This is a genomic window from Pseudomonas sp. OG7, assembly GCF_014192825.1.
Classification (GTDB): domain Bacteria; phylum Pseudomonadota; class Gammaproteobacteria; order Pseudomonadales; family Pseudomonadaceae; genus Aquipseudomonas; species Aquipseudomonas monteilii.
Map to the genome: position 1 here is coordinate 539239 of NZ_JACHYK010000003.1, position 24992 is coordinate 564230.

Below are 24992 nucleotides of genomic sequence, written 5' to 3' on the forward strand. Positions count from 1 at the left end.
CGCCATGCAAGTGAAACACCTGCTGCTGATCGCCATCCTCGGGCTTACCGCGGCCTGTTCCTCTAATAAAGAGGTCATTGACGAGAACCTCAGCGAAGCCGAGCTGTACCAGCAGGCGCAAGCTGACCTGGACAACTCCAGCTACACCAGCGCCGTGAACAAGCTCAAGGCCCTGGAATCGCGCTACCCGTTCGGCCGCTATGCCGACCAGGCGCAGCTCGAGTTGATCTACGCCAACTACAAGAACTCCGAGCCCGAGGCTGCCAAGTCGGCTGCGGAGCGCTTCATCCGCCTGCACCCGCAGCACCCGAACGTGGATTACGCCTACTACCTCAAGGGCCTGACCTCGTTCGACCAGGACCGTGGCCTGCTGGCGCGTTTCCTGCCGCTGGACATGACCAAGCGTGACCCGGGTGCCGCCCGCGACTCGTACAACGAGTTCGCCCAGCTGACCAGCCGCTTCCCCAACAGCCGCTACGCGCCAGACGCCAAGCAGCGCATGATCTACCTGCGCAACCTGCTGGCCTCGTATGAAATCCACGTGGCCGATTACTACCTGAGCCGCCAGGCTTATGTGGCCGCCGCCAACCGTGGCCGCTACGTGGTCGAAAACTTCCAGGAAACCCCCTCGGTCGGTGACGGCCTGGCGGTGATGGTCGAGTCGTACCAGAAGATGCACCTGGACGAACTGGCCGCCAGCAGCCTGGAAACCCTCAAGCTCAACTACCCGGACCACCCGAGCCTGGTCGATGGCGAGTTCCAGCCCAAGCAGACCGAGTCTGACGGCCGTGGCTGGCTGTCCAAGGCCACCCTGGGCCTGATCGAAACCGATACCCCGCTGCCGCCGGGCGAAACCCGCGCCAACCAGGACGTGGTCAAGCAGTTCCAGGACGCCCGCGACGAGATGCCGCAAGAGCTGCTGCCGAAGGACGAGAACGGCGACCCGATCGTGCCGGAAGGCCCGAAAGAAGCCGAGAAAGACCGCTCCTGGTTCAGCTACATGACCTTTGGTCTGTTTGACTGACACACAGCGGTAAATGAAAGGGAGGCCTTGGGCCTCCCTTTTTTATTGGCCGCGTCCTAGACTGTCGGCTTCTTCAACCGACAAGCTGGACACCATGGTTCGCCTACTTTTCTGGATCGCCCTGATCGCCGCCGCGTTCTGGCTGTGGCGCAAGTTCAAAGTCAGCCAGCAGTCGCACCCCGAGGCGAAGCTGGATGCACCGCTGAAGATGGTGCGCTGTGCCCATTGTGGCGTGCATTTGCCCAACGACCGGGCGCTGCAGCAGGGCAATGAGTGGTATTGCAGCCAGGCACACCTGCAACAAGGCCCTGGTCGCCAAGGCTGAGCCAGTATCACCTGAATCCCTTCGCGGGCATGCCCGCGAAGAGGCCTGTGAACCCTGCATCACTTATCCCTCCCCGACCCTTTCACACCAATTACGACCCCTCCCCCGACGCCAGCATTGACCCATCCCGGTAAAATTCGCTAAATCCTATTTATCCGCATAAATATGAAAAATAGCGAAATGCTCAAACCCAAACGCAAGCGCCAGAAGCTGTCCGATGTGATCGTCGAATCGGTCAAGCGCTCGATCGTCACCGAAGCGCTGCACCCCGGTGACCGCCTGCCCACCGAGCGTGAGCTGATGGAGCATTTCGAGTGTTCCAAGGGCACCGCCCGCGAAGCGCTCAAGGCGCTGGAGGTCGAAGGGCTGGTCAGTACCCGTACCGGCCCGACCGGCGGCGCCTACCTCAATGAAGTAGGTACCGAGCCGGCCAGCCGCGCGCTGCGCAATTACCTGCACTTCCAGCACCTGGACGGCGAGCAGGTTTACCAGCTGCGCAAAGTCATCGAGGTAGAGCTGGCGGTGTCGGTGATGGGCAAGCTGAGCGAAGCCGACTACGCCGCGCTGCAAGCCAACATCGACTTCTGCAGCGCACCGGAAGACAGCGAGGAAGGCCAGCGCGAGCAGCGCCTGGCAGAGCTGGAGTTCCACACCCTGCTGGCCGACCGTTGCCCGAACCCGTTGCTGCGGTTCATGGCGGTGTTCCTCAACGACCTGCTGCGCGACCTGGTGGTGCTGAAAAAGGCCTACCTGCCCAAGCGCCAGCAGTTCGCCGCCGCCAACATCGACTACCACAAGCAACTGCTGACCGCCCTGCGCGCCAGCGACGAACCCGCTGTACGCCGGCTGATGCATGAACACATGTGCGACGCCGAGCACCACATGACCGCGCTGGAAGGCGAGGTTGCCCGCAACTTCCTGCTGGAGTTCGACCACCACCACTGATGCGCCTGGAAAGAGGCCTGCACACAGGCCCGGCCGTACCCGCTTTGTCATTGCCACTCCTGCCTAATAACCACAACCAAGGAGTTACTCATGCAAAGACGTACCCTGCTCAAGGCAGGCCTTGCCCTGGGTGCCTTAGGTAGCCTCCCCTTGGGAGCGCTCCGGGCATTCGCCGACCAACCGCTGACCTTCTATGGGCTCAAGTCCATGTCGGGCGCCTTCGCCAGCTACGGCAAGTACGCCGACATGGGGTCGCGCCTGGCCATCGCCGAGTACCCGCAGCTGCTCGGCCACCCGCTCAAGTACAAGGTCATCGACACCGAAGGCAACGCCGGCAAGGCGGTGCGCAAGGTACAGGAAGCCATCGGCCAGGATGGCGCACGCTTCTTCCAGGGCTGCACCCTGTCGTCTTCGGCACTGGCGGTGTCGAAGGAAATCCACAAAGCCGGCGGCGTGTTCATGACGCCCGTGGGCGCCGACGAAATCACCGGTAAAGACTGTAACGCATCGACCTTTCGCTGGTCGGTGCCCACCTACGGCGCCATCCGCGAAACCCTGGTGCCCATGATCCGCCAGCTGCCCCAGGCCAAGCGCTGGTACACCATCACCCCGCAATACGTGTTCGGCGACGCCCTGCTGGATAACGCCCGCAAGGTGTTCGCCGAGCTTGGTGTGGAACACATCGGCAACAGCTACCACTCGCTGCAGGAACAGGAGTTCTCCGGCTACCTCACCAACGCCATCGCCGCCAAACCCGATGTGCTGGTGCTGCTCAACTTCGGCAGCCAGGCCTCCAACGCCCTGCGCCAGGCCGTCAACTTCGGCATCAAGGACCGCATGAAAGTGCTGATGGTGTGGTCTGCCGGCCTCGACCAGTTTCAGGAGCTGGGCAGCGACGTGCTCGAAGGCGTGTACCTGGGTGCCCAGTACTGGCACCAGGTCGATACACCGCTGAACAAGCAACTGGTTGCCGCAACCCGCAAGGCCTATGGCATCAACCCCAACTACCCGCTGGCTGCCGACTATATCGGCACCAAGGTCATGCTCGAAGCCATCGTCAAGGCCGGCAGCCTGGAGGGCGCCGCCGTGTCGGCGGCATTGCAGGGCATGCGCTTCCAGGGCCCGACCGGCGAAGAACTGATCCGCCCTGGCGACCATCAGGTACTCAAGGATTACTACCTGCTGCGCGGCAAGCCCCAGGGGCAGATGCGCGACGAGGACGACCTGGCCGAAGTCATCAGCTCAGGCCGTTCGTTCGTCGAGGTCGACCACACCGGTTGCGCCCTGGCCTGAAGCCGCGGCGTTAGTCACACACACTCGTACAGGCAGCCGCACCGCGCGCTGTCGAGGGCACGCTCATGCTCGATTTGTACCTGTTCCAACTGCTCAACGGCCTGGGCCTGGGGATGATCTACTTCCTCATCGCCGTGGGCCTGACGATCATTTTCGGCCTGCTCAACTTCGTCAACTTCGCCCACGGCGCGTTCTTCTTGCTGGGCGCCTACCTGTGCTACACCGCCGTGGCCATCACCGGCAACTTCTGGCTGGCACTGCTGATTGCACCGCTGGTGGTGGCCGCCCTGGCCTGGGCGGTCGAGCGCCTGTTGATCAAGCGCATCTACCACCTGCCGCACACCTTCCAGATCCTCGTCACCCTCGGCATCGCACTGATCATCCAGGAAGCCTCAGTGCTGATCTGGGGCCCGGTGGGCAAGAACATTGCCGTACCGCCCGAGCTGCGCGGGGTGCTGATCCTCGGGGACTTCATCTACCCCTACTACCGCCTGTTCCTGATCGGTTTCGCCGCGCTGATCGGCCTTGGCCTGTGGCTGCTGCTGGAGCGCACCCGCTTCGGCGCACTGGTGCGGGCCGGTAGCGAAAGCACCGAGACCGTGTCGCTGCTGGGCACCAACATTTTCCGCCTGTTTTCCCTGACCTTCGCCCTGGGCGTGGGCCTGGCCGGCGTGGCGGGTGTGCTGTTCGCCCCGCTACGGGGTGCGCAACCCTTCGTCGGCCCGGAAATTCTCGGCATTGCCTTCGTGGTGGTGGTAATCGGCGGCATGGGCTCGTTCGGCGGTGCGCTGGTTGGCGGCCTGCTGGTAGGTGTGGTGCAAAGCATGATGACCAGCCTCTGGCCGCAAGGCGCCAGCCTGATGATCTACGGCGCCATGGCCGCCGTGATTCTGGTCCGTCCCTATGGCCTGTTCGGGAGAGCCTGATATGAGCGAGAAAAATCCATTGCCAGTCGCCAAAGGCCGCGCCCCGGCGCTGCTGTTGCTGGTGGTTGCCAGCCTGGTGGCACTGCCACTGTTGCTGCCGTCGGCCACCTTGGCCACCGAGATCCTGATCTTTGCTCTGGCCGCGCTGGCCTGCAACCTGCTGCTCGGCTACACCGGCCTGCTGTCGTTCGGCCAGGGCATCTTCTTTGGCGTGGGTGCCTATGGCGCGGCGCTGCTGATGATCCACCTGCAGTGGGGCATGTTCGCCGCGCTACTGGGTGCCGCCGTGTTCGGTGCCTTCCTGGCATTGCTGGTGGGCGCACTGGCGATTCGCCGCACCGGCATCTACTTCGTCATGTTGACCCTGGCCTTCAGCCAGATGGCCTACTTCCTGGCCTACACCCTCAGCGGCTGGACCGGCGGTGACAACGGCCTGCTCGATGTGCCCCGGCCGAACATCGAAATCGCCGGCCATGTGCTGGTCGACCTGGCCGACCCGCGGCACTTCTATGTGTTTGTGGCGGTGCTGTTCCTGCTGATCTTCGCCGCAGCCCTGCGGGTCATCCGCTCGCCGTTCGGCAGCACCCTGCTGGCCATCCGCGAGAACGAAACCCGCGCCGCGGCCATCGGCTACGACACCCGCCACTTCAAGATCCTGGTGTTCATGCTGTCGGGCGCCATCACCGGTATCGCCGGGGCGCTGTACGCCATGCTGCTGCACTTTGCACCGCTGTCGAACATCGACCTGATGATGAGCGAGAACATCCTCATCATGACTATCGTCGGCGGGACCGGCTCGCTGTTCGGCTCGCTGCTGGGGGCCGGCGCCATCGTGCTGCTGGGCGACGTGCTGTCGGAGCTGTGGCCACGCTGGCTGATGCTGCTGGGGGTCATCCTGATCCTCGTCGTGGTGTTCATGCGTGGCGGCCTGTGGGGTGGCCTGGCCGAACTGGGCAAACGCCTGCTGGCCACCCGCAATGCCAATGACAAACCTCAGGCCAAGACCAAGGAGACCCTGTGATGAGCGACTACCTCCTGGAAACCCGCCAGCTGGAGCTGGCCTACGGGCCGTTCAAGGCGGTTGCGGGCGTTGACCTGAAAGTGCGCGCCGGCACCATCCACACCATCATCGGCCCCAACGGCGCCGGCAAGACCAGCCTGTTCCACTGCCTGACCGGCGAACGCCAGGCCACCGCAGGCAAGATCCTGTTCAACGGCCAGGACATCATCCGCAAGCCATCCCACGGGCGGGTGGCGCTGGGCATGGCCCGTTCGTTCCAGCTCACCAGCCTGTTCCAGAACCTGTCCGTGCGCGAAAACCTGCGCCTGGCCGCCCAAGGCCGTGATGGCCTGGGCGCGCTCAACTTCTGGCGCAGTGTCGAGCACAAGCGCAGCCACTGGAACACCGCCGACCAGGTGCTGGAGCGCCTGAAACTGAGCGCCCGCGCCGAAACCCTGGCCGGTGAGCTGTCGCACGGCCAGCAACGGGTACTGGAAGTGGGCATGTCGATCTGCGCCAAGCCCACCCTGCTGATGCTCGACGAGCCCACCTCGGGCATGGGTATCGACGACATCCCGGTAATGACCGACCTGATCAGCGACCTTGGCCGCGACCATACCGTGCTGCTGATAGAGCACAACATGAGCATCGTCATGTCGATCAGCCAGCGCATCACGGTGATGAGCCACGGCCAGATTCTGGTCGAGGGTACCCCTGAACAGGTGCGCAACGACGAGCGCGTACGCACCGCTTACCTTGGAGAGGCTGCCTGATGCTCAACGTCGATTCGATCCACGCCTACTACGACAAGAGCCATGTCCTCGAAGGGGTTTCGCTCAAGGTCGAGGCCGGCGAGCTGGTAACCCTGCTTGGGCGCAACGGTGCCGGCAAGACCACCACCTTGCGCAGTATCCTCGGCATCGTCCGCCCACGGCAGGGGCAGATCAGCTTCAACGGCCAGCCGCTGGTGGGCCGCGAAATTTTCGATATCGCCCGGCTCGGCATTGCCCTGGTGCCCGAACACCGCGGCATCTTCCGCCAGCTCAGCGTCGAGGAGAACCTGAAAATTGCCGTGCGCAAAACCAGCCGCTGGCAGCTGGAAGACGTCTACAGCATGTTCCCACGGCTCATGGAGCGCCGCCGCAATGGTGGTTTCGCGCTGTCCGGTGGCGAGCAGCAGATGCTGGCCATCGCCCGCGCCCTGCTCAACGGCCCCAAGCTGCTGATCCTCGATGAACCCACCGAAGGCCTCGCCCCGGTGATTGTCGACGAGCTGGTGAAGATCTTGCGGCGCATCAAGGACGAGGGCCTGTCGATCCTGCTGGTGGAACAGAACCTGATGGTCTGCGATGCCCTTGCCGACCGCCATTACGTGCTGGAGCAGGGCCGGGTCGCTTACCAGGGCAGCGCGGCGCAGTTCCGTGAGGACCCGAGCATCAAGAACCGTTACCTGGCCCTGAGCGCCTGAAAGGAGAACGCCCATGAACACCCGCATCGATCCCTCACAGCACCTGCTCGGCCAAGGTTCGCAGGTCAACCGCGAGCGCCTGTGGCAATCGCTGATGGACCTGGCCCTGCTCGGCGCCACCGCCAAGGGCGGCGTATGCCGCCTGGCGCTGACCGACCTCGACCGCCAGGCCCGCGACCTGTTCGTGCGCTGGTGCGAAGATGCCGGCTGCACCGTCAGCATCGACGCCATCGGCAACATCTTCGCCCGCCGCCCCGGCCGCAACCCTGCCCTGCCACCCGTGATGACCGGCAGCCACATCGACACCCAACCCACCGGCGGCAAGTTCGATGGCTGCTATGGCGTCATGGCTGGCCTCGAAGTGATCCGCACCCTGAACGATCTCGGCCTGACCACCGAAGCGCCCTTGGAAGTGGTGGTGTGGACCAACGAAGAAGGCTCGCGCTTCCCGCCCTGCATGATGGGCTCGGGTGTGTTCGCCGGTAAGTTCGACCTGCAGGAAACCCTTGATAAGGTCGACGATCAGGGCCTGTCGGTCGGCGCCGAGCTGCAGCGCATTGGGTACGCCGGCCCGCGTGTGCCCACCGGGCATCCCGTCGGTGCCTACTTCGAAGCACATATCGAGCAGGGCCCGGTGCTGGAAGACCAGCGCACCACCATCGGTGTTGTCCAGGGCTGCCTGGGCCAGAAATGGTTCGATCTGGTGCTGACCGGTGTCGAGGCCCATGCCGGCCCCACCCCGATGCACCTGCGCAAGGACGCCCTGGTTGGCGCGGCCGAGGTGGTGGCTGCGGTCAACCGCGTGGCCCACGCCCACCAGCCGCATGCCTGCGGCACGGTCGGCTGCCTGACCCTGCACCCGGGCTCGCGCAACGTCATCCCCGGCCAGGTGCACATGACCATCGACTTGCGCCACCTCGACCCCGGACACCTCGCTGCCATGGTCAGCGAAGTACGCACGGCCATCGAAAGCAGCACGGCCAGGCACGGGCTGAGCTACCAGCTGACCCCCACCGCCGACTTCCCGCCACTGTATTTCGCCGAGCAGTGCGTAGACGCCGTGCGCCAGGGCGCACGCACGCTGGGGCTGAGCCATATGGATATCGTCAGTGGCGCCGGTCACGATGCCATCTTCCTCGCCGAGCTGGGCCCGGCCGGGATGATCTTCGTGCCATGCGAGGGTGGCATCAGCCACAACGAAATCGAAAATGCCGCGCCGCAGGACCTGGCCGACGGCTGTGACGTCCTGCTGCGTGCCATGTTCCAGGCCGCCAACCCGGGAGCCCGTTGAGATGACCCAGAAAACCGAGTTGGGTGAGTTCACCGCCGTCGAATTGCTCGAACTGTACCAGCGCCGTGAGCTGTCGCCGGTCGAGGTGATCGACGACGTGTTAGCGCGCATCGACCTGCACAACCCGGCGGTAAACGCCTTCTGCCATGTCGACGGTGAAGGTGCTCGCGCCGCCGCCCGCGCCAGCGAGCAGCGCTGGCAACGGGGCGAGCCCTGTGGCCGGCTGGATGGCGTACCCGCCTCGATAAAGGACCTGACCCTGACCCGTGGCATGCCGACCCGCAAGGGGTCACGCACCACCTCCGGCGCAGGGCCATGGGACGTCGATGCCCCCTTCACCGCGTTCATGCGTGAAGCCGGCGCAGTGCTGGTGGGCAAAACCACCACGCCGGAGTTCGGCTGGAAGGGGGTGACAGACAACCCGCTGTACGGCATCACCCGCAACCCCTGGGATACAAGGCTGACTGCCGGAGGCTCGTCGGGGGGAGCTGCGGCCGCCGCCGCACTGAACCTGGGGGTGCTGCACCAGGGTAGCGATGCCGGGGGCTCGATTCGTATCCCGTGTGCCTTTACCGGCACCTTCGGCATCAAACCGACCTTCGGCTATGTGCCGCAATGGCCGGCCAGCGCCATGACCGTGCTGTCGCACCTGGGGCCGATGACGCGCACCGTAGACGACGCGGTACTGATGCTCGACTGCGTCGCCCGCCCCGATGCCCGTGACGGGCTGTCCGGTGCACCACGGCAGGCGCCGTGGATGGGCCAGCAGCTAGACCTGAGCGGCCTGCGCATCGCCTACAGTGCCAACTTCGGTTACGTGCAGGTCGACCCGCAAATCCAGGCACTGGTGGCGCAAGCAGTGCAGCGCCTGGTACGGCTGGGCGCGCAGTTGGAAGAGGTGGACCCGGGATTCAACGACCCGCTGGAAACCTTCAATACCCTGTGGTTTGCCGGCGCGGCGCGGTTAGCCAGTGCCTTGAGCGATGAACAGCGAACGTTGCTTGACCCCGGGCTACGCTGGATTGCCGAGCAAGGCGCAAAGATCGGCCTTGGCGAATACACCCAGGCGCTGGAGGCACGGGCGGCGCTGATTGCGCAGATGAATGCCTTCCACCAGCGCTATGACGTGCTGGTATCGCCGATGCTGCCGCTGGTGGCATTCGAAGCCGGGCACAACGTGCCGCCTGGGTCGGGGATGGCGCAGTGGATGGAGTGGACGCCCTTCAGCTATCCCTTCAACCTGACCCAGCAGCCGGCGGCTTCGGTGCCTTGTGGGTTTACCCGCGAAGGATTACCGGTGGGGCTGCAGGTGGTGGCCGGGCGCTTTGCCGATGAGCAGGTGCTGCGGGTGTGCAAGGTGTATGAGCAGCATTACCCGAGCCGGCACTTGCAGGCACCGCGTTGACATTCCGGGGCTGCAAAGCAGCCCCGGCAATCTCAGCCCAAACGCCCTTCTGGCGCATATGGCGCCGGGTCGATGATCGGCTCGGCCCCTGTCAATAAGTCAGTAAACAGCTGACACGAAGCCGGCGCCAGCACCAGCCCGTTGCGGTAATGCCCGCAGTTCAGCCACAACCCCGCATGCCCTGGCACCGGCCCGATATACGGAATGCCTTCCGGCGACCCCGGCCGCAGTCCCGCCCAGTGTCCAACCACGGTGGCCCCCTCAAGCTCAGGCAACAACTCCACCGCCGATGCCTTCAGGCTTTCCAGCGCATCCCCGGTCGGGGTTTTGTCATACCCGGCATGTTCCAGCGTACTGCCCACCAGAATGTGCCCATCGCGACGCGGGATCGCATAGCGCCCCTTGGCCAGCACCATGCTCGGCAAGAAGTCTTCGGCGCATTTGAACAGGATCATCTGGCCCTTCACCGGCTCCACCGGCAGCTCGAGGCCAAGGGTACGCAAGAGGTCGCCACTCCAGGCGCCCGCACTGAGCACCACCTCATCGGCCGGCAGCACGCCATCAGCCGTCTGCACACCGGTCACACGCCCGTCTTGCTGAACGAAGCCGGTGATCTGACAGTGTTCGCGCAGGGTTACGTTCGGCAGCGCCAGCAACGCCGCCTTCAGCGACTTGACCAAGCGCGGGTTACGCACATTGGCCACGCCAGCCATGTAGATGGCGCGCTTGAAGCCCGGGCCCAGCACCGGCACCGCATCATAGGCCGCCGAGATATCCACGGCACTTAGCGGCCGCTGTTCGCGCTCGGCCCAGGCCAGCGCTTCGGCCTCGTCGTCCAGGTCCAGCCAGTACAGGCCAGTGGTGTGCACTTCGGGGTCGACGCCGGTGCTGGCGAACAAACGCTCGCCCAGCTGTGGATAAAAGTCCTGCGACCAGTGCGCCAGGGCGGTCACCGCCGGGCTGTAGCGCCACGGGTACAGCGGCGAAACAATGCCGCCACCGGCCCACGACGACTCACGGCCGACCTCGCCCTGGTCACACACCACGACCTGCCCAACCTTCGCCGCCAGGTTGAACGCCGTCAGCAGGCCGATGACCCCGCCGCCGACCACCACTACTTGCTTGCTCATCTGTCGATCCAACACCTGAAGTAAAACCGCGATGCACGGGGCATCATTCAACCTTCAGCTTCCCCAGCAGTGGGCGCCATGTTCAACAGCACCCGGATTGCGCTGCACACCGGCCTGGTCAAGCTGGAAGTCGCCACAGCCATCCTGCGCCATCAGCCCATGCGGCAGCCGCCGGGCGCGCAGCGTGAAGGTGTCGCTGTCACGCTGGGCCTGCAGGCTGTAATAGCGGGTGCCGTCGGGCAAGGCCGGGTCGCCTTCGGCGTATTGGCCGGTGCGCACGCGGTGGCGCTCCAGGCGCAAGGCGGCATCGTGCAGCAGGCCAACCACTTCGCTGCGCGCGGCTCGCCGAAGCTGGTCGCTGTAACTGGGGTAGGCAATGGCTGCCAGAATGCCGGTCACGGCCAGCACAATCAACAACTCGATCAGGCTCAAGCCTTGCTGCATGTCAGTCTCCTCTGAGTCTTTGGCGCCAGGTGATGCGCTGGATTGTGTCGCCGGCCACGGCGTAGACGGCTTCCAGTACTTGCCGGGCTTGTGCTTGCTGGCTGACGGCAGTTACCCGGTACAACACAACTGGCTGCCCTTCCGGCATGTACGCAACGCGCGTGCTCATGCCTAGATGCTGGACCTGAAAGTAGCCGCTGCTGCTGCGCTGCCACTGCCCAGTCAAATCGTGCGGGTGCGGCGGAGGCAGGCACATCTGGCATTTGCCTGGAGGTGCCCGCAGCAGTTCATCTGCCCCGGCCTGCAATGTGGCCTCTGCCTCTTCGAACGCCAGCAGGCCATCGCGCAGGTAGCCGGCCATTCGCGTCTCTACCAAGGCATCACGCAAGGCAGAGGCTGTCAGCAAGCCGAGCAGCAGGCTCAGTACCAGCGCCAACAGCAGCACGACACCGCGTTGGCGCTTCATGGCCCCGGCACCCGATTGCGCAGCGCCACGCTCAGTTCATGGCGCTGTTCGAGTTTGAGCGTGGGCTCGTACAACATCAGCGTGATGTCTACCCTCTCCCCCTGCGGCGTTTGCACACGTTCGAAACGCGCCTCTCGCACATTCTCGACCAGCGGTTGGAAGTTGCCTTTTCGCTTGAACCTCAGCCTATTGCCATGGAACTGATAGACGTACTGGCTGATGGGGAACGTCAGTGGGTAACCCTCTACTGTTTTTTCATCCACGCGCACTTTTTCGATGCAGTCCGTCTGCAAAACCCAGTCACCGTTGCCAGTTTTTCCGGACAACTCCGCCACAACCAGGCTGAGGGTAGTGGGTTCAACCTCCAGGGGGCGGGCGAAAGCCTGCCGCGCAGCCGGGTCCTCAAAGTCGTCAGGTTTAATCCGCAGGCAACCAAACATCCCTGCCATGCGGATATCCTGCGCCATGCGCAGCAAAGCAAGTCGTGCCTCATCCTGCATGCGCACTGCCGTACTTTGCAGACGCCAGGTCTGGTGTGCAGAGGTAAAGAGCTGGCTGGCCGCTGCCAGTAGCATCAATCCGATGGCCAGCGCCATCACCATCTCAACCAGACCGAACCCAATCTGGCGGCGCCTCATCGCCGCCTCCGCTCATGCTCGCTGTGCACCGCCATCGCGGCCTGCCCATCACGACGTGCGCCGTCCGCAGCCTGCAATGCCTGCAACTGCATCGCTGCTGTTGCGAACATGCCCACGGCCACAACCACGACTGCCAACAACACTTCCAGGAGCGTCATGCCCCGTTGCCTTGCGTGCATCCCTGCACCTCCCGCGACTTTTCCTGCAATAGCCCTGAACCCGGCCGACTAGACGGTTTGGCCGATGAACGTGAAGCTATAGCCAAGCACTTCCAGGGAGGAATGCACGGTGAAGCAACGAGGCGTAACACTGATTCAAATGTTGTCGGCCTTGGCCGTGGCCGTCTTGCTGACACAGCTCGGTATGCCGGCTTACGCCAGAATGACTGATGACCTACACAGGGCAGCAGTTGCCCGAGATTTGGCACAGGCACTGCGCAGTGCTCGCAGCCATGCACTGCTGCTGGGCCAGAACGTGCGGGTCCAGGGCGTTGAGAGCGATTGGGGAAAAGGATGGCGAGTGTTGCTGGAGCACAATGAGCAGGTATTGCGTGAACAACGTCTTTCAAGGCCCATAAGGATAATGGCCAATACAGGCGATCAGATCAGGTTCAGCGCACTGGGTGTCCCACTGGGCAAGAGAGGTGGCACGCTGGAGCTCTGCGAGAAAAACGCCGCCACCAGTTTTACTCAGGTGGTGATGGCTTCCACCGGGCGAATCAGACTGCGCACAGGTGAACCGGAAAAGGTTTCCCTGTGCGCAGGCCATTGATCAGATCAGCGAACGAACCCGCAGCTCTTTAGGCATCGAGAACGTGATGTTCTCTTCCCGCCCATCCAGCTCTTCAGCGCCAGTGGCGCCCCAGGCCTTGAGCTGCTCGATCACGCCACGCACCAGCACTTCTGGGGCGGAAGCGCCGGCGGTGATGCCGATTCGAGCGGCTTGGTCGAACCAACCTTGTTGCAGGTCCTCAGCACCGTCGATCAGGTAAGCCGGGGTGCCCATACGCTCGGCCAGCTCGCGCAGGCGGTTGGAGTTGGAGCTGTTAGGGCTGCCCACCACCAGCACCACGTCGCATTCACCGGCCAGTTGCTTCACGGCATCCTGGCGGTTCTGGGTGGCGTAGCAGATGTCGTCCTTGCGCGGGCCACCGATGTTCGGGAAGCGTGCACGCAGGGCGTCGATGACGCGGCTGGTGTCGTCCATCGACAACGTGGTCTGGGTCACGAAGGCCAGGTGGTCCGGGTCGCGCACCTGCAACTTGGCCACATCCTCTTCGTCTTCGACGAGGTAGATGGAACCACCGTTGCTGGCGTCGTACTGGCCCATGGTGCCTTCGACTTCCGGGTGCCCTTCGTGACCGATGAGAATGCACTCACGGCCATCGCGGCTGTACTTGGCTACCTCGATATGCACCTTGGTCACCAGCGGGCAGGTGGCATCGAACACTTTCAGGCCGCGGCCAGCCGCTTCCTGGCGCACAGCCTGGGAAACACCGTGGGCACTGAAGATGACGATGACATCGTCCGGCACCTGGTCCAGCTCTTCGACGAAGATGGCACCGCGGTTGCGCAGGTCTTCCACCACGAACTTGTTGTGCACCACCTCGTGACGCACATAGATCGGCGGGCCGAAAACTTCCAGCGCGCGGTTGACGATCTCGATCGCCCGGTCGACCCCCGCGCAGAAGCCGCGAGGGTTGGCGAGTTTGATTTGCATGCTCGGCTCCAGGCTTACAGGGCCTTCACCCCGAGGATCTCCACCTCGAAGGTCAGGGTCTTGCCAGCCAGTGGGTGATTGAAGTCGATGGTCACCTGGTCGTCATCGAACGCTTTGACCACACCCGGCAGCTCGGTGTTGGCGGCGTCATTGAAGATGATCAGCAGCCCTTCGGACAGCTCCATGCCTTCGAAGTTGGACCGCGGCATGACTTGCACGTTTTGCGGGTTGGGCTGGCCGAAGGCGTTCTCCGGGGCCACCACCACAGTACGCTTGTCACCGGCCTTGAAGCCGAACAGCGCGTTTTCGAAACCTGGCAGCAGGTTGCCGTCGCCCACCTTGAAGGTGGCCGGGGCCTTGTCGAACGTGCTGTCGACGGTGTCGCCGTTTTCCAGATGCAGCGCGAAGTGCAGGGTGACTTCGGTGTTCTGGCCGATACGCGTGTCAGTCATGGACCGGATCCTCGGACTTCTTGCTCTTGAACATATCCAGCGCCAGCATCACCGCGCCAACGGTAATGGCGCTGTCGGCCAGGTTGAACGCCGGGAAGTAATGGCGGTTCTGCCAGTGCACCAGGATGAAGTCGACCACATGGCCCAGCACGACGCGGTCGTACAGGTTGCCGATCGCACCACCCAGCACCAGCGACAGCGCCACAGCCAGCCAGGTCTCGTTGCGCCCCAGGCGCTTGAGCCACACCACCAGCACGGCACTGACCACCACGGCGATCAGGGCGAACAGCCAGCGCTGCCAGCCCGAGCTTTCCGCCAGGAAGCTGAAGGCGGCGCCGGTGTTGTAGGCCAGGGTCCAGCTGAAGTAGTCCGGGATGACGACAATCTGCTGGTACATGGTCAAGGCGTTGTTGAAATACAGCTTGGTGGCCTGGTCAAGGACCAGGACCAGCAAGCTCAGCCAAAGCCATGCAAGGCGCCCGAAGCGCCCCGCTGCAGGGTTAGGCATAGTGACGCACCTCGCCCGAACCGCTCAGGTTGTCGACGCAACGGCTGCAGATTTCCGGGTGCTCCGGGTGGCTGCCGACGTCGGCGCGGAAGTGCCAGCAACGGCCGCACTTGGCGTGACCGGACTTGACCACTTTCAGCTTGAGGCCTTCGACTTCGGTGGCCACAGCATCCGCTGGCGCCTGCACGAACGGCACCACGCTGGCGGCCGAAGTGATCAGCACGAAGCGCAGTTCGTCGCCCAGCTTGCCCAGGTCGGCGCTCAGGCCTTCGTCGGCGTACAGGGTGACTTCGGCCTGCAGGTTACCGCCAATGACCTTGGCGGTACGCTGGTTTTCCAGCTCCTTGTTGACCGAGGCCTTCACTGCCATCACGCGATCCCAGTAGGCGCGGTCCAGCTCGGTGCCTTCCGGCAGCTCGCTCAGGCCCTGGTACCAGCCGTTGAGCATCACCGACTCGTTGCGCTCGCCCGGCAGGTACTGCCAGATTTCATCGGCGGTGAATGCCAGGATCGGCGCGATCCAGCGCACCAGCGCTTCGCTGATGTGGTACAGCGCGGTCTGGCAGGAACGGCGGGCGACACTGTTGGCGCCGGTGGTGTACTGGCGGTCCTTGATGATGTCGAGGTAGAAGCCGCCCAGCTCCTGCACGCAGAAGTTGTGCACCTTGGAGTAGACGTTCCAGAAACGGTACTCGCTGTAGTGCTCTTCCAGCTCGCGTTGCAGCAACAGGGTGCGGTCCACGGCCCAACGGTCCAGTGCCAGCATGTCTTCCGGGGCCAGCAGGTCGCGGGCCGGGTCGAAGCCGGACAGGTTGGACAGCAGGAAGCGCGCGGTATTGCGGATACGGCGGTAGGCGTCGGCGCTGCGCTGCAGGATCTGCTCGGAAACCGCCATTTCACCGGAGTAGTCGGTAGCGGAAACCCACAGGCGCAGGATGTCGGCACCCAGGGTGTTGTTGACCTTCTCCGGCTCGATGGTGTTACCCAGCGACTTGGACATCTTGCGGCCGTTCTCGTCCACGGTGAAGCCGTGGGTCAGCAGCTCGCGGTAAGGCGCATGGTTGTCGATGGCGCAACCGGTCAGCAAGGAAGAGTGGAACCAGCCGCGGTGCTGGTCGGAACCTTCCAGGTACAGGTCGGCGCGCGGGCCGGTGGCGTGGCCGATGTCGTGCGAACCACGCAGCACATGCCAGTGGGTGGTGCCCGAGTCGAACCACACATCGAGCGTGTCGGCGATCTTGTCGTACTGGTCGGCTTCAGCGCCCAGCAGCTCGGCGGCGTCCAGTTTGAACCAGGCTTCGATGCCTTCCTGTTCGACGCGCTTGGCCACTGCTTCCATCAGCTCGACGGTGCGTGGGTGCAGTTCGCCGGTTTGCTTGTGCAGGAAGAACGGGATCGGTACACCCCAGTTGCGCTGACGCGAGATGCACCAGTCCGGGCGGTTGGCGATCATCGCGTGCAGGCGCGCCTGGCCCCAGGCCGGCACGAACTTGGTGTCTTCGATGGCTTTCAGCGCGCGCTCACGCAGCGGCTCGCCAGTGGTCGGCTGCTTGTCCATGCCCACGAACCACTGCGCGGTGGCGCGGTAGATCAGCGGGGTTTTGTGACGCCAGCAGTGCATGTAGCTGTGGCTGATGGTTTCGGTGTGCATCAGCGCACCGACTTCGCTCAGCTTCTCGACGATGGCCGGGTTGGCCTTCCAGATGAACTGGCCGCCGAAGAAGGGCAGCGACTCGACATACACACCGTTGCTCTGCACCGGGGTGAGGATGTCGTCATTGACCATGCCGTAGCGCTTGCAGGTGACGAAGTCGTCTTCACCGTAGGCTGGCGAGGAGTGCACCACGCCGGTACCGGCGCCCAGCTCGACGTAGTCGGCCAGGTAGATCGGCGACAGGCGGTCGTAGAACGGGTGGCGGAAGTTGATCAGTTCCAGCGCCGAACCTTCAGCGGTAGCAATGACCGAGCCTTCCAGGTTGTAGCGCTTGAGGCACGACTCGACCAGCTCTTCAGCCAGCACCAGCAGACGCTCACCGGTATCGACCAAGGCGTATTTGAACTCCGGGTGGATGTTCAGCGCCTGGTTGGCCGGGATGGTCCACGGGGTGGTGGTCCAGATCACGATGGAGGCTGGTTTGGCCAGCGCATCCAGGCCGAAAGCGGCGGCCAGCTTGGCCTCATCGGCAACCGGGAAGGCCACGTCGATGGTCTGGGATTTCTTGTCGGCGTACTCGACCTCGGCCTCGGCCAGCGCCGAACCGCAATCGAAGCACCAGTTCACCGGCTTGAGGCCCTTGAACACGAAGCCTTGCTTGACCATTTCGGCCAGGGCGCGGATTTCGCCGGCCTCGTTGGCGAAGTTCATGGTCTTGTACGGGTTGTCCCAGTCACCCAGCACACCCAGGCGGATGAACTCGGTCTTCTGCCCTTCGATCTGCTCGGCAGCATACTCGCGGCACAGCTCGCGGGTGCGGTCGGCGGACAGGTGCTTGCCGTGGGTTACCTCGACCTTGTGCTCGATCGGCAGACCATGGCAGTCCCAGCCCGGCACGTACGGCGCATCGAAGCCGGCCAGGGTCTTGGAACGGACGATCATGTCCTTGAGGATCTTGTTCAGCGCATGACCGATGTGAATCTTGCCGTTGGCATAGGGCGGGCCGTCGTGCAGGACGAACTTGGGACGATCCTTGCCAATTTCGCGCAGCTTCTGGTACAGGCCAATGCTGTCCCAGCGCTGCAGGATCTGCGGTTCGCGCTGAGGCAGGCCGGCCTTCATGGGGAAGGCGGTGTCCGGAAGGTTAAGCGTGGCTTTGTAGTCGGTCATTTCAGGCTCTTCGTTAGCGGTTGAGCGTGCCAATGTGCACGTGCGGCGGCGATATCCGCATCGATCGCCGACTTCAGCGCCTCCAGGGAGGCAAATCGCTGCTCTTCACGCAGCTTGTGGTGGAACTCCACCGTCAGGCGCCGGCCGTAAAGGTCGCCGGCATAATCCAGCAGATGAATCTCCAGGTGCGGGCGCCCATCACCGGCAACGGTGGGGCGCACGCCGATATTGCCGACACCCGGCCAGGCCTTGCCGTCGATCTCGATGCTGGCCAGGTAGACCCCGGACAGCGGCACGCGGCGGCGCTTGAGCTGGATGTTGGCGGTAGGTGTGCCGAGCTGGCGGGCCAGCTTCTGGCCATGCAGCACGCGGCCGGTGATGTTGTACGGGCGGCCCAGCAGGTGTTCGGCCAGCTCGAAGTTGCCTTCGGACAGGGCCTTGCGCACCTCAGTGCTGCTGACGCGCAGGCCGTCCTGGATCACCGTGTTGGCGGCCTCGACGGTGAAACCATACTGCTGGCCGGCCTCGACCAGGAAGGCGAAGCCGCCGGCGCGGTCGCAGCCAAAGCGGAAGTCGTCGCCCACTTCAAGGTGACGCACACCCAGGCCGTCAACCAGGATGGCCTTGACGAAGGAATCGGCGCTGAGCTTGCTCAGCCGCTGGTTGAACGCCAGGCACAGCACTCGGTCGATACCTTCGGCGGCCAGTAGCTCGACCTTGTCGCGCAGGCGTGCCAGACGCGCCGGTGCGGTATCGGGGGCGAAATACTCGCGCGGTTGCGGTTCGAAGATCACCACACAGGTCGGCAGGCCCAACGCCTGGCCGCGCTCGCGCAGGCGCGCCAGGATTGCCTGGTGGCCGCGGTGAACCCCGTCGAAGTTGCCAATGGTGGCGACACAGCCCCGGTGCTCGGGGCGCAGGTTGTGAAGACCTCGAACCAGCTGCATAACGCGCTTCTTGCTCATAAAGTGGCCGATTATAACCACACCCGGGCGCTGGTGACAGGCAGCAGCGCCCAAGGGCGGCGTGGAATGTGAAAAACCGACGCCTGACCCGTCCGAAGCCTCAGTGCAGGGCCTTGCGGGCGAAATGCCGGGGCCGGAAGCCGCACAGGTACAGGCAGCCGAAATACGTCACCACACCTGCCAGGATCAACGCCCCCAGGCGCAGCAGGCGCTCAAGCATGTTGCCTTGCTCCCAGGCCGGCAAGAAGTGCATCCCGGCCAGCAGTACCGCCGACATCAACCCCACCGCCAGCACCAGTTTGAGCAGGAACATCGCCCAGCCGGGCTGGGGCTGGAACAGCTGCTGGCTGCGCAGCTTCCAGAACAGCAGGCCGGCGTTCAGGCAGGCGCCCAGGCTGATCGCCAGGGCCAGGCCGGCATGGGCCAGCGGGCCGATCAGGGCCAGGTTGAACAGCTGGGTGCAGACCAGGGTGAAAATCGCGATCTTCACCGGTGTGCGGATATTCTGCTGCGCATAGAAGCCGGGTGCCAGTACCTTGACTAGAATGATCGCCAGCAAGCCCACGGAATAGGCAATCAGCGCACGCTGGGTCATGGCCGCGTCAACCGCACTGAACTTGCCGTACTGGAACAGCGCCACGGTCAGCGGCTCGGCAAGGATGGCCAAGGCCAAGGTGCATGGCAGTACCAGCAGGAAGCACAACCGCAGGCCCCAGTCGAGGATTCGCGAATACTCCTCGCGGTCCTTGTTGGCATAGGTCTTGGCCAAAGTCGGCAGCAGGATGGTACCCAGGGCAACGCCGAGCACGCCCGAGGGCAGCTCCATGAGGCGGTCGGCGTAGTACATCCACGACACCGAGCCGGCCACCAGGAAGGAGGCGAAGATGGTGTTGATGATCAGCGAAATCTGGCTTACCGAAACCCCGAGAATCGCCGGCAGCATCTGCTTCAGCACCCGCCATACACCCGCGTCCTTGAGGTTCAGGCGCGGCAGCACGAGCATGCCGATCTTTTTCAGCGCTGGCAGCTGGTACAGCAACTGCGCCAGGCCACCGGCCAGCACACCCCAGGCCAAAGCCATGATCGGCGGGTCGAAGTACGGCGTCAGCAGCACGGCGAAGGCGATCATCGCCACGTTCAGCAGGGTCGGGGTGAAGGCGGGTACCGAAAAACGGTTCCAGGTATTGAGAATCGCCCCGGCCAGGGAAGACAGCGAGATCAGCAATATATAAGGAAAAGTCACCCGCAACAGCGCAGTGGTCAGCTCGTATTTTTCCGCGCTGTCGACAAAGCCCGGGGCTGTGGCCCACACCACCCACGGTGCAGCCAGGATGCCGATGGCGGTGACCAAGGCCAGGACCAGGGTCAACAGGCCACTGACATACGCGATGAAAGTGCGAGTCGCCTCCTCGCCTTGCTGGGTCTTGTATTCGGCCAGGATCGGCACGAAGGCCTGGGAGAAGGCCCCTTCGGCGAAGATGCGCCGCAGCAGGTTGGGCAGCTTGAACGCGATGAAGAAGGCATCGGTGGCGACACCAGCACCAAAGATGCGGGCCAGGATGGTGTCGCGAACAAAGCCCAGCACCCGCGAAATCATGGTGATCGAGCTTACTGCAGCCAGGGATTTGAGCAGGTTCATCGAAAAGATTCACGCCAATGACAGAGGACGCTGCCAGACAGCGTCCGAATGTGCGATACTCCCGCGCCTTCGCAGGGGAGCCAAAAATTCCCGAGTGTACAGGTCGCGCAGCAGAAAGGAATCTTTCCCGCTTGTTGGCGCACCGCTCGGCGGAACCTTGCAGGTGGCCTTGACATCCGGTCGACTGATCGGCATGATTCGCGGCCTATTTTGTTTGCTATTTACCTAAAGTCTTTCGAGGAGCTCGACGGTGGCCAACACACCTTCCGCCAAGAAACGTGCAAAACAGGCTGAGAAGCGTCGCAGCCACAACGCCAGCCTGCGTTCCATGGTCCGCACCTACATCAAGAATGTAGTTAAAGCCATCGACGCAAAAGACGCCGAAAAAGCGCAAGCCGCTTACGTTCTGGCTGTACCTGTAATCGACCGTATGGCCGACAAAGGTATCATCCACAAGAACAAGGCTGCTCGTCACAAAGGCCGTCTGAATGGCCACATCAAGGCGCTGAAAGAAACTGCAGCTGCCTAAGCGACGTGCTAGTCGAAAAGCCGACCCTAGGGTCGGCTTTTTGTTGCCTGTGATTTGATGGACCTGCCCAAGTAACCTGATCTGACCGCATCACCGGCAAGCCAGCTCCCACAGGGACTGTGCCAGCCTTGAGTCTGGCGGTACTCCTGTGGGAGCTGGCTTACCGGCGATGGGCCGCAAAGCGGCCCCCTTTGCAATCTACTTGGCGATCTGAATCTTCGGAGCCCACTGCAGCCATTCATCCTCGGCCTTGTCGAACAAGGCGAAGGTCTGCTGTGGCCGGGCCGGGTTACCCATTTGCTCGCCATCTGGTGTGGCGAACGCGATACCACCGTCGATCAGGGTCTCCACCGACTCGGTACGCACCGTAGCCCCCTTGAACAGCCCCCAGTCGAAACCGAAGCCACTGCTGTTCCAGAAGCGACTACCACTGCGCACCAAAGCCGCATAGCGTGGCTCGATAAGGATATGGATCAGCACGCGGTCGGCATTCTGGCCCAGCTCGAAGCCCGTCACCTTCCCCACCGCCACCTCACGGTAGGTCACCGGCACCCCGGGCTTGATCGAGCCGCGGCGTGGCGCACTAAGCGTCAATGGCAAACCGACCTCTGGCCCCGCCACCTGCGGCGCATCAGCCAAGGCGATGAAATCGCGCTGCGGGCCACGGTCCTTGGCCGCCGGCTGCACTTCCAGGTACTGCCCGCCCACAAGGGTGTCGAGGTTTTCGGTGCGTACCAGGCCCAAAGCCGGCTTGACCACCCAGAACTGCGTCCCGACACGGGCGATACGGTCTGCCGACTCGGTAATGCGAGCGCGCAGAAGCACCGCCTGCAGGTCGTCGGTGAGGTCGACGCTTTCGATACTGCCCACATCCAGGCCACGGAAGCGGATCGCCGTGCCCGGCTTCAGGCCATCTGCCCGGTCAACGCGGATGGTAATCAAGGTACCCGCGCGGTTTACCGCCTCTTGGCTATCATGCAGGCGGAAACGTGGAATATGGCGCTTGAGCGCCACATCGGGCCGTGGCGTGTCGAAGGCGATACCACCGGCCATCAGCGTTTGCAGCGACTCACTCTTGATCTTGATGCCCGACAGGCCACCCGTCAGGGTGATACCACTGACGTTCCAGAAGCGCGATGAACCGTTGACCAGCTTCTCGTACTCTTTCTCGATATGCACGCCGATCAGAATGCGGTTGCTGTTACGGGCGAACTGGTAGCTCTGCACGCTGCCCACCTTCACCTGGCGGTACATCACCGGGCTGCCGATTTCCAGCGAACCCAGGGTGTCGGCGAACAGCACCATGTGCAAGCCCGGCGCCTTGAGGTCGAGCGGTGGCGCCTTGGCGCGGGCCTCGAACTCACGCTCGGGCCGGGCGCCCTTTTCGCCGGGGCGAATGGCGATGTAGTTACCTTTGACCAATGCCTCCAGGCCGGTGATACCGGCCAGGGAAATCGACGGCTTGACCACCCAGAACTGCGTGCCTTCGACCAGGTAGTCCTCGGTCAGCGGGTCCAGCGTCAGCTCCGCTGATGCACTGGCCAGGTTGTCTTCCATCTTCAGGGCTTTCAGCGAGCCCACCTGGATACCCTTGTACATCACCGGCGTGCGACCTGCCTGCAGGCCTTCATAGTCGCTCAGCTTCACTTTGACGCGGATACCGGCCTGCGCTGCATCGAAGTCTTCATACAGACGGAACGGCAGGCTCGGGTCGGTGGGCGGACTGTCCTTGCGGTATTCCGGCGTGGCGAAAGCGATACCACCGGCCACGATGCTCGACAGCGACTCGCTGCGCACCTTAACACCCGAAAGCGAAGCATCGATGCTGACGCCACTGGCGTTCCAGAAACGCGTGTGCTTGCGAACCAGGCTGGCGTAGGCTGGCTCGATGAAGACCTTGACCTCTACAGTGCTCTGGTCCTCGGACAAGCGGTAGCTTTTTACGCGACCAACCTGGATCTGTTTGTAGAACACCGGGCTGTCACGGTTGAGCGAGCCCAACCTGTCGGCCTTGAGCGTCAAATGCAGGCCCGGTTCCGTATCCGAGAGCGGTGGTGCCACCTTCAATGCAGTGAAGCGTTTCGTGCGCTCCCCCTCCCCCGGGCTAACGGCGATGTAGTTACCCGATACCAATGTTTCAAGACCGGAAATACCCGCCAGGCTGACACTCGGCTTCACCAGCCAGAAGCGCGTGCCTTTGGTCAGGTGAGGCTCGGCGGCCTTGTTCATCTCGATGGTAGCGATCACACCCTGGTTGTCGCCCTTGGCGTCGAGCACCAGGCTTACCACCTTGCCAACCGGCATGCCCTTGTAGATCACCTCAGTCTTGTTGGCGACGATGCCCTCGCCCGACTCGAAACGGACTTCAATTTGCACACCGGCATCACGGTAGGCTTGCCATGCGAGCCAGCCACCGATCATCAAGGCAATCAAAGGCAGGATCCAGATAGCCGACCAGTTCGAGGCTGGGCGGGTTTTAGCCGTTGGCAGGTCACTCATGGTCGTCATCCGACTCCGTGTTATCCCAAATCAGTCGGGGATCGAAAGTTAAAGCGGCAAGCATTGTCAGGATCACCACAGTTGCGAAGGCGACAGCGCCCAGGTTGGCTTCGACACTGGCTATTCGGCCGAAATTCACCACCGCCACCAGAATGGCAATGACAAAGATATCCAGCATGGACCAGCGCCCAATGAATTCGATGAAGCGGTACATCAATATCCGTTGTCGGGCAGACAGCGGTTGCCGACGCTGAACGGAGTACAGCAGCAAGCCAATACCCACCAGCTTGAATGTGGGCACCAGGATACTGGCAATGAACACCACAGCCGCGATGGGCACCATACCGTGCTTGAGCAGCGTGATGACGCCGGACATGATCGTGTCAGGGCTGCCCTGACCGAGCGTACTCACGGTCATGATCGGCAGCATGTTGGCCGGAATGTACAGGATCGATGCAGCAATCAGTAACGCCCAGGTACGCACGATGCTGTTGGGCCGGCGCGCATGCACGATGGCGCCGCAACGCGTACAGGTCTGTGAAGTGCTGTCGGGCGCTTGCCGGTTAAGCTGGTGACATTCATTGCAGACAAGAATGCCCGCATCAATCGCCCGCATGCAGGTCCTCCCCCGATAGCGCACTCCAGATCTGGTGAGGTGACATCACCACTTCGAGCCACACCTGGATCAATAACAGGCTGATGAAGCAGAACAACCCCAGGCCCACTGTCAATTCAGCCAGGTCCACCAACTTGACGATGGCCACCAGCACCCCCATGAAATAGACCTCGAGCATGCCCCAATCACGCAGGTGGTGATAGATGCGGTAGAACAGCAGGCCGAAGTTACGCCCCACATTCAGGCGAATGCTCAGCAGCACTGCCAACTGGCAAAGCAGTTTTGCCAGGGGGATGGCCATGCTACACAGGAAAACCACCACGGCTACGCCGCGCATGCCTGAGTTGTACAGGCCCAGCACACCACTCCAGACGGTGTCGTCCGAAGTCTGGCCAAGCAGATGCAGCTGCATGATTGGCAGGAAATTGGCTGGCACGAAAAGCAACAGGGCGGTCAACACCAAGGCCAGGCTGCGGTTGACCACATTGTGCCGGTGAGCGTAGAGCTCGTAGCCACAGCGCGGGCACTGGGCTTTTTCATCGTGCTGGAGCACGGGCTTGCGCAGCAGCAGGTCGCATTCGTGACAGGCGACAAGCTCGTCCAGCGGCAACTGGGCCAGGGTTTCGGGATCGACAGGGTTTGGCATATAGCGCTTCTGAATAGGTGCGTGGGGCTATTCTAGTGTTCTGGCTCGAATTGTGGGAGCTGACCTTGGCCAGGAGGGTGTATGACCTTCCTCTGGGAGCGGGCGCGCCCGTGAAACAGGCGACACGGTGGATGGCACCGGCGTTGCCGGTGTTCGCGGCTAAAGCCGCTCCTACAGGGATCTGGGTAAAGCCGAGACTTGCGTGGGCTTGGCTTTTTCAGGCCACAAAGACAAAACCCC

General features: G+C 63.0%; 26 protein-coding genes. 12 read left to right on the forward strand and 14 right to left on the reverse strand.

The genetic code is table 11. The features are described 5' to 3' along the window. The first annotated feature begins 4 nt into the window (after positions 1-4). The 10 genes from FHW75_RS10625 (at position 5) to FHW75_RS10670 (ending at position 9677) form a co-directional block, all read left to right on the forward strand. On the forward strand, positions 5-1024 hold the full coding sequence (locus FHW75_RS10625) for an outer membrane protein assembly factor BamD (protein WP_016713393.1): 1020 nt from the start codon (positions 5-7) through the stop codon (positions 1022-1024). 94 nt (positions 1025-1118) lie between these two features. Beyond that, a complete protein-coding gene (locus FHW75_RS10630) occupies positions 1119-1349 on the forward strand; it encodes a PP0621 family protein (protein ID WP_016713394.1) in 231 nt (76 codons plus the stop codon). Between the two features lie 180 nt (positions 1350-1529). Continuing rightward, a complete protein-coding gene (locus FHW75_RS10635; protein ID WP_003247561.1) occupies positions 1530-2294 on the forward strand; it encodes a FadR/GntR family transcriptional regulator in 765 nt (254 codons plus the stop codon). Between the two features lie 90 nt (positions 2295-2384). Beyond that, positions 2385-3587, forward strand: coding sequence for an ABC transporter substrate-binding protein (locus FHW75_RS10640; RefSeq protein ID WP_016713396.1), 1203 nt, complete (start codon positions 2385-2387; stop codon positions 3585-3587). 65 nt (positions 3588-3652) lie between these two features. After that, positions 3653-4513 (forward strand): branched-chain amino acid ABC transporter permease, encoded by an 861-nt coding sequence (locus FHW75_RS10645; protein ID WP_016713397.1) that lies wholly within the window; start codon positions 3653-3655, stop codon positions 4511-4513. A 1-nt stretch (position 4514) separates the two neighbouring features. After that, positions 4515-5534, forward strand: a complete 1020-nt coding sequence (locus tag FHW75_RS10650; protein ID WP_025754951.1) for a branched-chain amino acid ABC transporter permease — start codon at positions 4515-4517, stop codon at positions 5532-5534. Next, positions 5534-6286, forward strand: coding sequence for an ABC transporter ATP-binding protein (locus tag FHW75_RS10655; RefSeq protein ID WP_012051121.1), 753 nt, complete (start codon positions 5534-5536; stop codon positions 6284-6286). The genes FHW75_RS10650 and FHW75_RS10655 overlap by 1 nt, the downstream gene beginning before the upstream one ends. Next, positions 6286-6981 carry an ABC transporter ATP-binding protein gene (locus FHW75_RS10660; RefSeq protein ID WP_183673616.1) on the forward strand — a complete coding sequence of 232 codons (696 nt, stop codon included), beginning with the start codon at positions 6286-6288 and terminating at the stop codon, positions 6979-6981. Before FHW75_RS10655 ends, FHW75_RS10660 begins: the two co-directional genes overlap by 1 nt. 13 nt (positions 6982-6994) lie before the next feature. Further along, positions 6995-8272 carry a Zn-dependent hydrolase gene (locus FHW75_RS10665; protein ID WP_260308764.1) on the forward strand — a complete coding sequence of 426 codons (1278 nt, stop codon included), beginning with the start codon at positions 6995-6997 and terminating at the stop codon, positions 8270-8272. A 1-nt stretch (position 8273) separates the two neighbouring features. Then, positions 8274-9677 (forward strand): amidase, encoded by a 1404-nt coding sequence (locus tag FHW75_RS10670; RefSeq protein ID WP_183673618.1) that lies wholly within the window; start codon positions 8274-8276, stop codon positions 9675-9677. Between the two features lie 32 nt (positions 9678-9709). Here FHW75_RS10670 and thiO read toward each other — a convergent pair whose 3' ends face one another. Genes thiO through FHW75_RS10695 form a run of 5 tightly spaced genes read right to left on the reverse strand, consistent with a single transcriptional unit; the run spans position 9710 to position 12534 of the window. Further along, on the reverse strand, positions 9710-10807 hold the full coding sequence (thiO, locus tag FHW75_RS10675) for a glycine oxidase ThiO (RefSeq protein WP_084297451.1): 1098 nt from the start codon (positions 10805-10807) through the stop codon (positions 9710-9712). A gap of 54 nt (positions 10808-10861) precedes the next feature. Beyond that, positions 10862-11251: a type IV pilin protein gene (locus FHW75_RS10680; RefSeq protein WP_019099324.1), complete on the reverse strand. Its 390-nt coding sequence runs from the start codon at positions 11249-11251 to the stop codon at positions 10862-10864. 1 nt (position 11252) lies between these two features. Next, positions 11253-11717, reverse strand: a complete 465-nt coding sequence (locus FHW75_RS10685) for a hypothetical protein (protein WP_019099325.1) — start codon at positions 11715-11717, stop codon at positions 11253-11255. Next, on the reverse strand, positions 11714-12355 hold the full coding sequence (locus FHW75_RS10690) for a PilW family protein (RefSeq protein WP_027609924.1): 642 nt from the start codon (positions 12353-12355) through the stop codon (positions 11714-11716). The genes FHW75_RS10685 and FHW75_RS10690 overlap by 4 nt, the downstream gene beginning before the upstream one ends. Then, a complete protein-coding gene (locus tag FHW75_RS10695; RefSeq protein WP_025754948.1) occupies positions 12352-12534 on the reverse strand; it encodes a prepilin-type N-terminal cleavage/methylation domain-containing protein in 183 nt (60 codons plus the stop codon). Before FHW75_RS10695 ends, FHW75_RS10690 begins: the two co-directional genes overlap by 4 nt. Before the next feature lie 109 nt (positions 12535-12643). Here FHW75_RS10695 and FHW75_RS10700 point away from each other — a divergent pair, with 109 nt between their 5' ends. Further along, positions 12644-13126: a GspH/FimT family pseudopilin gene (locus tag FHW75_RS10700; RefSeq protein WP_089230434.1), complete on the forward strand. Its 483-nt coding sequence runs from the start codon at positions 12644-12646 to the stop codon at positions 13124-13126. Here the strand turns inward: FHW75_RS10700 and ispH are convergent, their stop codons facing one another. The 6 genes from ispH to murJ form a co-directional block, all read right to left on the reverse strand. Then, on the reverse strand, positions 13127-14074 hold the full coding sequence (ispH, locus tag FHW75_RS10705; protein WP_016713410.1) for a 4-hydroxy-3-methylbut-2-enyl diphosphate reductase: 948 nt from the start codon (positions 14072-14074) through the stop codon (positions 13127-13129). A gap of 14 nt (positions 14075-14088) precedes the next feature. Next, positions 14089-14526 carry an FKBP-type peptidyl-prolyl cis-trans isomerase gene (gene fkpB / locus FHW75_RS10710; protein ID WP_016713411.1) on the reverse strand — a complete coding sequence of 146 codons (438 nt, stop codon included), beginning with the start codon at positions 14524-14526 and terminating at the stop codon, positions 14089-14091. Continuing rightward, a complete protein-coding gene (lspA, locus tag FHW75_RS10715) occupies positions 14519-15034 on the reverse strand; it encodes a signal peptidase II (RefSeq protein ID WP_016713412.1) in 516 nt (171 codons plus the stop codon). Before lspA ends, fkpB begins: the two co-directional genes overlap by 8 nt. Continuing rightward, positions 15027-17858 carry an isoleucine--tRNA ligase gene (gene ileS / locus FHW75_RS10720; protein WP_183673620.1) on the reverse strand — a complete coding sequence of 944 codons (2832 nt, stop codon included), beginning with the start codon at positions 17856-17858 and terminating at the stop codon, positions 15027-15029. The genes lspA and ileS overlap by 8 nt, the downstream gene beginning before the upstream one ends. Then, a complete protein-coding gene (ribF, locus tag FHW75_RS10725) occupies positions 17855-18805 on the reverse strand; it encodes a bifunctional riboflavin kinase/FAD synthetase (protein WP_159265858.1) in 951 nt (316 codons plus the stop codon). The genes ileS and ribF overlap by 4 nt, the downstream gene beginning before the upstream one ends. A 118-nt stretch (positions 18806-18923) precedes the next feature. Further along, positions 18924-20462 (reverse strand): murein biosynthesis integral membrane protein MurJ, encoded by a 1539-nt coding sequence (murJ, locus tag FHW75_RS10730; RefSeq protein ID WP_025754945.1) that lies wholly within the window; start codon positions 20460-20462, stop codon positions 18924-18926. Positions 20463-20712: 250 nt separating this feature from the next. On the opposite strand from murJ, the gene rpsT reads away from it, so the two are divergent. Beyond that, on the forward strand, positions 20713-20991 hold the full coding sequence (gene rpsT / locus FHW75_RS10735; RefSeq protein WP_019099330.1) for a 30S ribosomal protein S20: 279 nt from the start codon (positions 20713-20715) through the stop codon (positions 20989-20991). Positions 20992-21189: 198 nt separating this feature from the next. On the opposite strand, the gene FHW75_RS10740 is transcribed toward rpsT, so the two are convergent. The 3 genes from FHW75_RS10740 to FHW75_RS10750 are packed head-to-tail and all read right to left on the reverse strand — an operon-like array spanning position 21190 to position 24752. Beyond that, entirely contained in the window at positions 21190-23490 is a 2301-nt protein-coding gene (locus tag FHW75_RS10740) for a PqiB family protein (protein WP_025754944.1), read from the reverse strand. Further along, positions 23483-24106 carry a paraquat-inducible protein A gene (locus FHW75_RS10745; protein WP_016713417.1) on the reverse strand — a complete coding sequence of 208 codons (624 nt, stop codon included), beginning with the start codon at positions 24104-24106 and terminating at the stop codon, positions 23483-23485. Before FHW75_RS10745 ends, FHW75_RS10740 begins: the two co-directional genes overlap by 8 nt. Beyond that, positions 24093-24752, reverse strand: a complete 660-nt coding sequence (locus FHW75_RS10750; protein ID WP_019099331.1) for a paraquat-inducible protein A — start codon at positions 24750-24752, stop codon at positions 24093-24095. Before FHW75_RS10750 ends, FHW75_RS10745 begins: the two co-directional genes overlap by 14 nt. Positions 24753-24992: the final 240 nt, after the last annotated feature.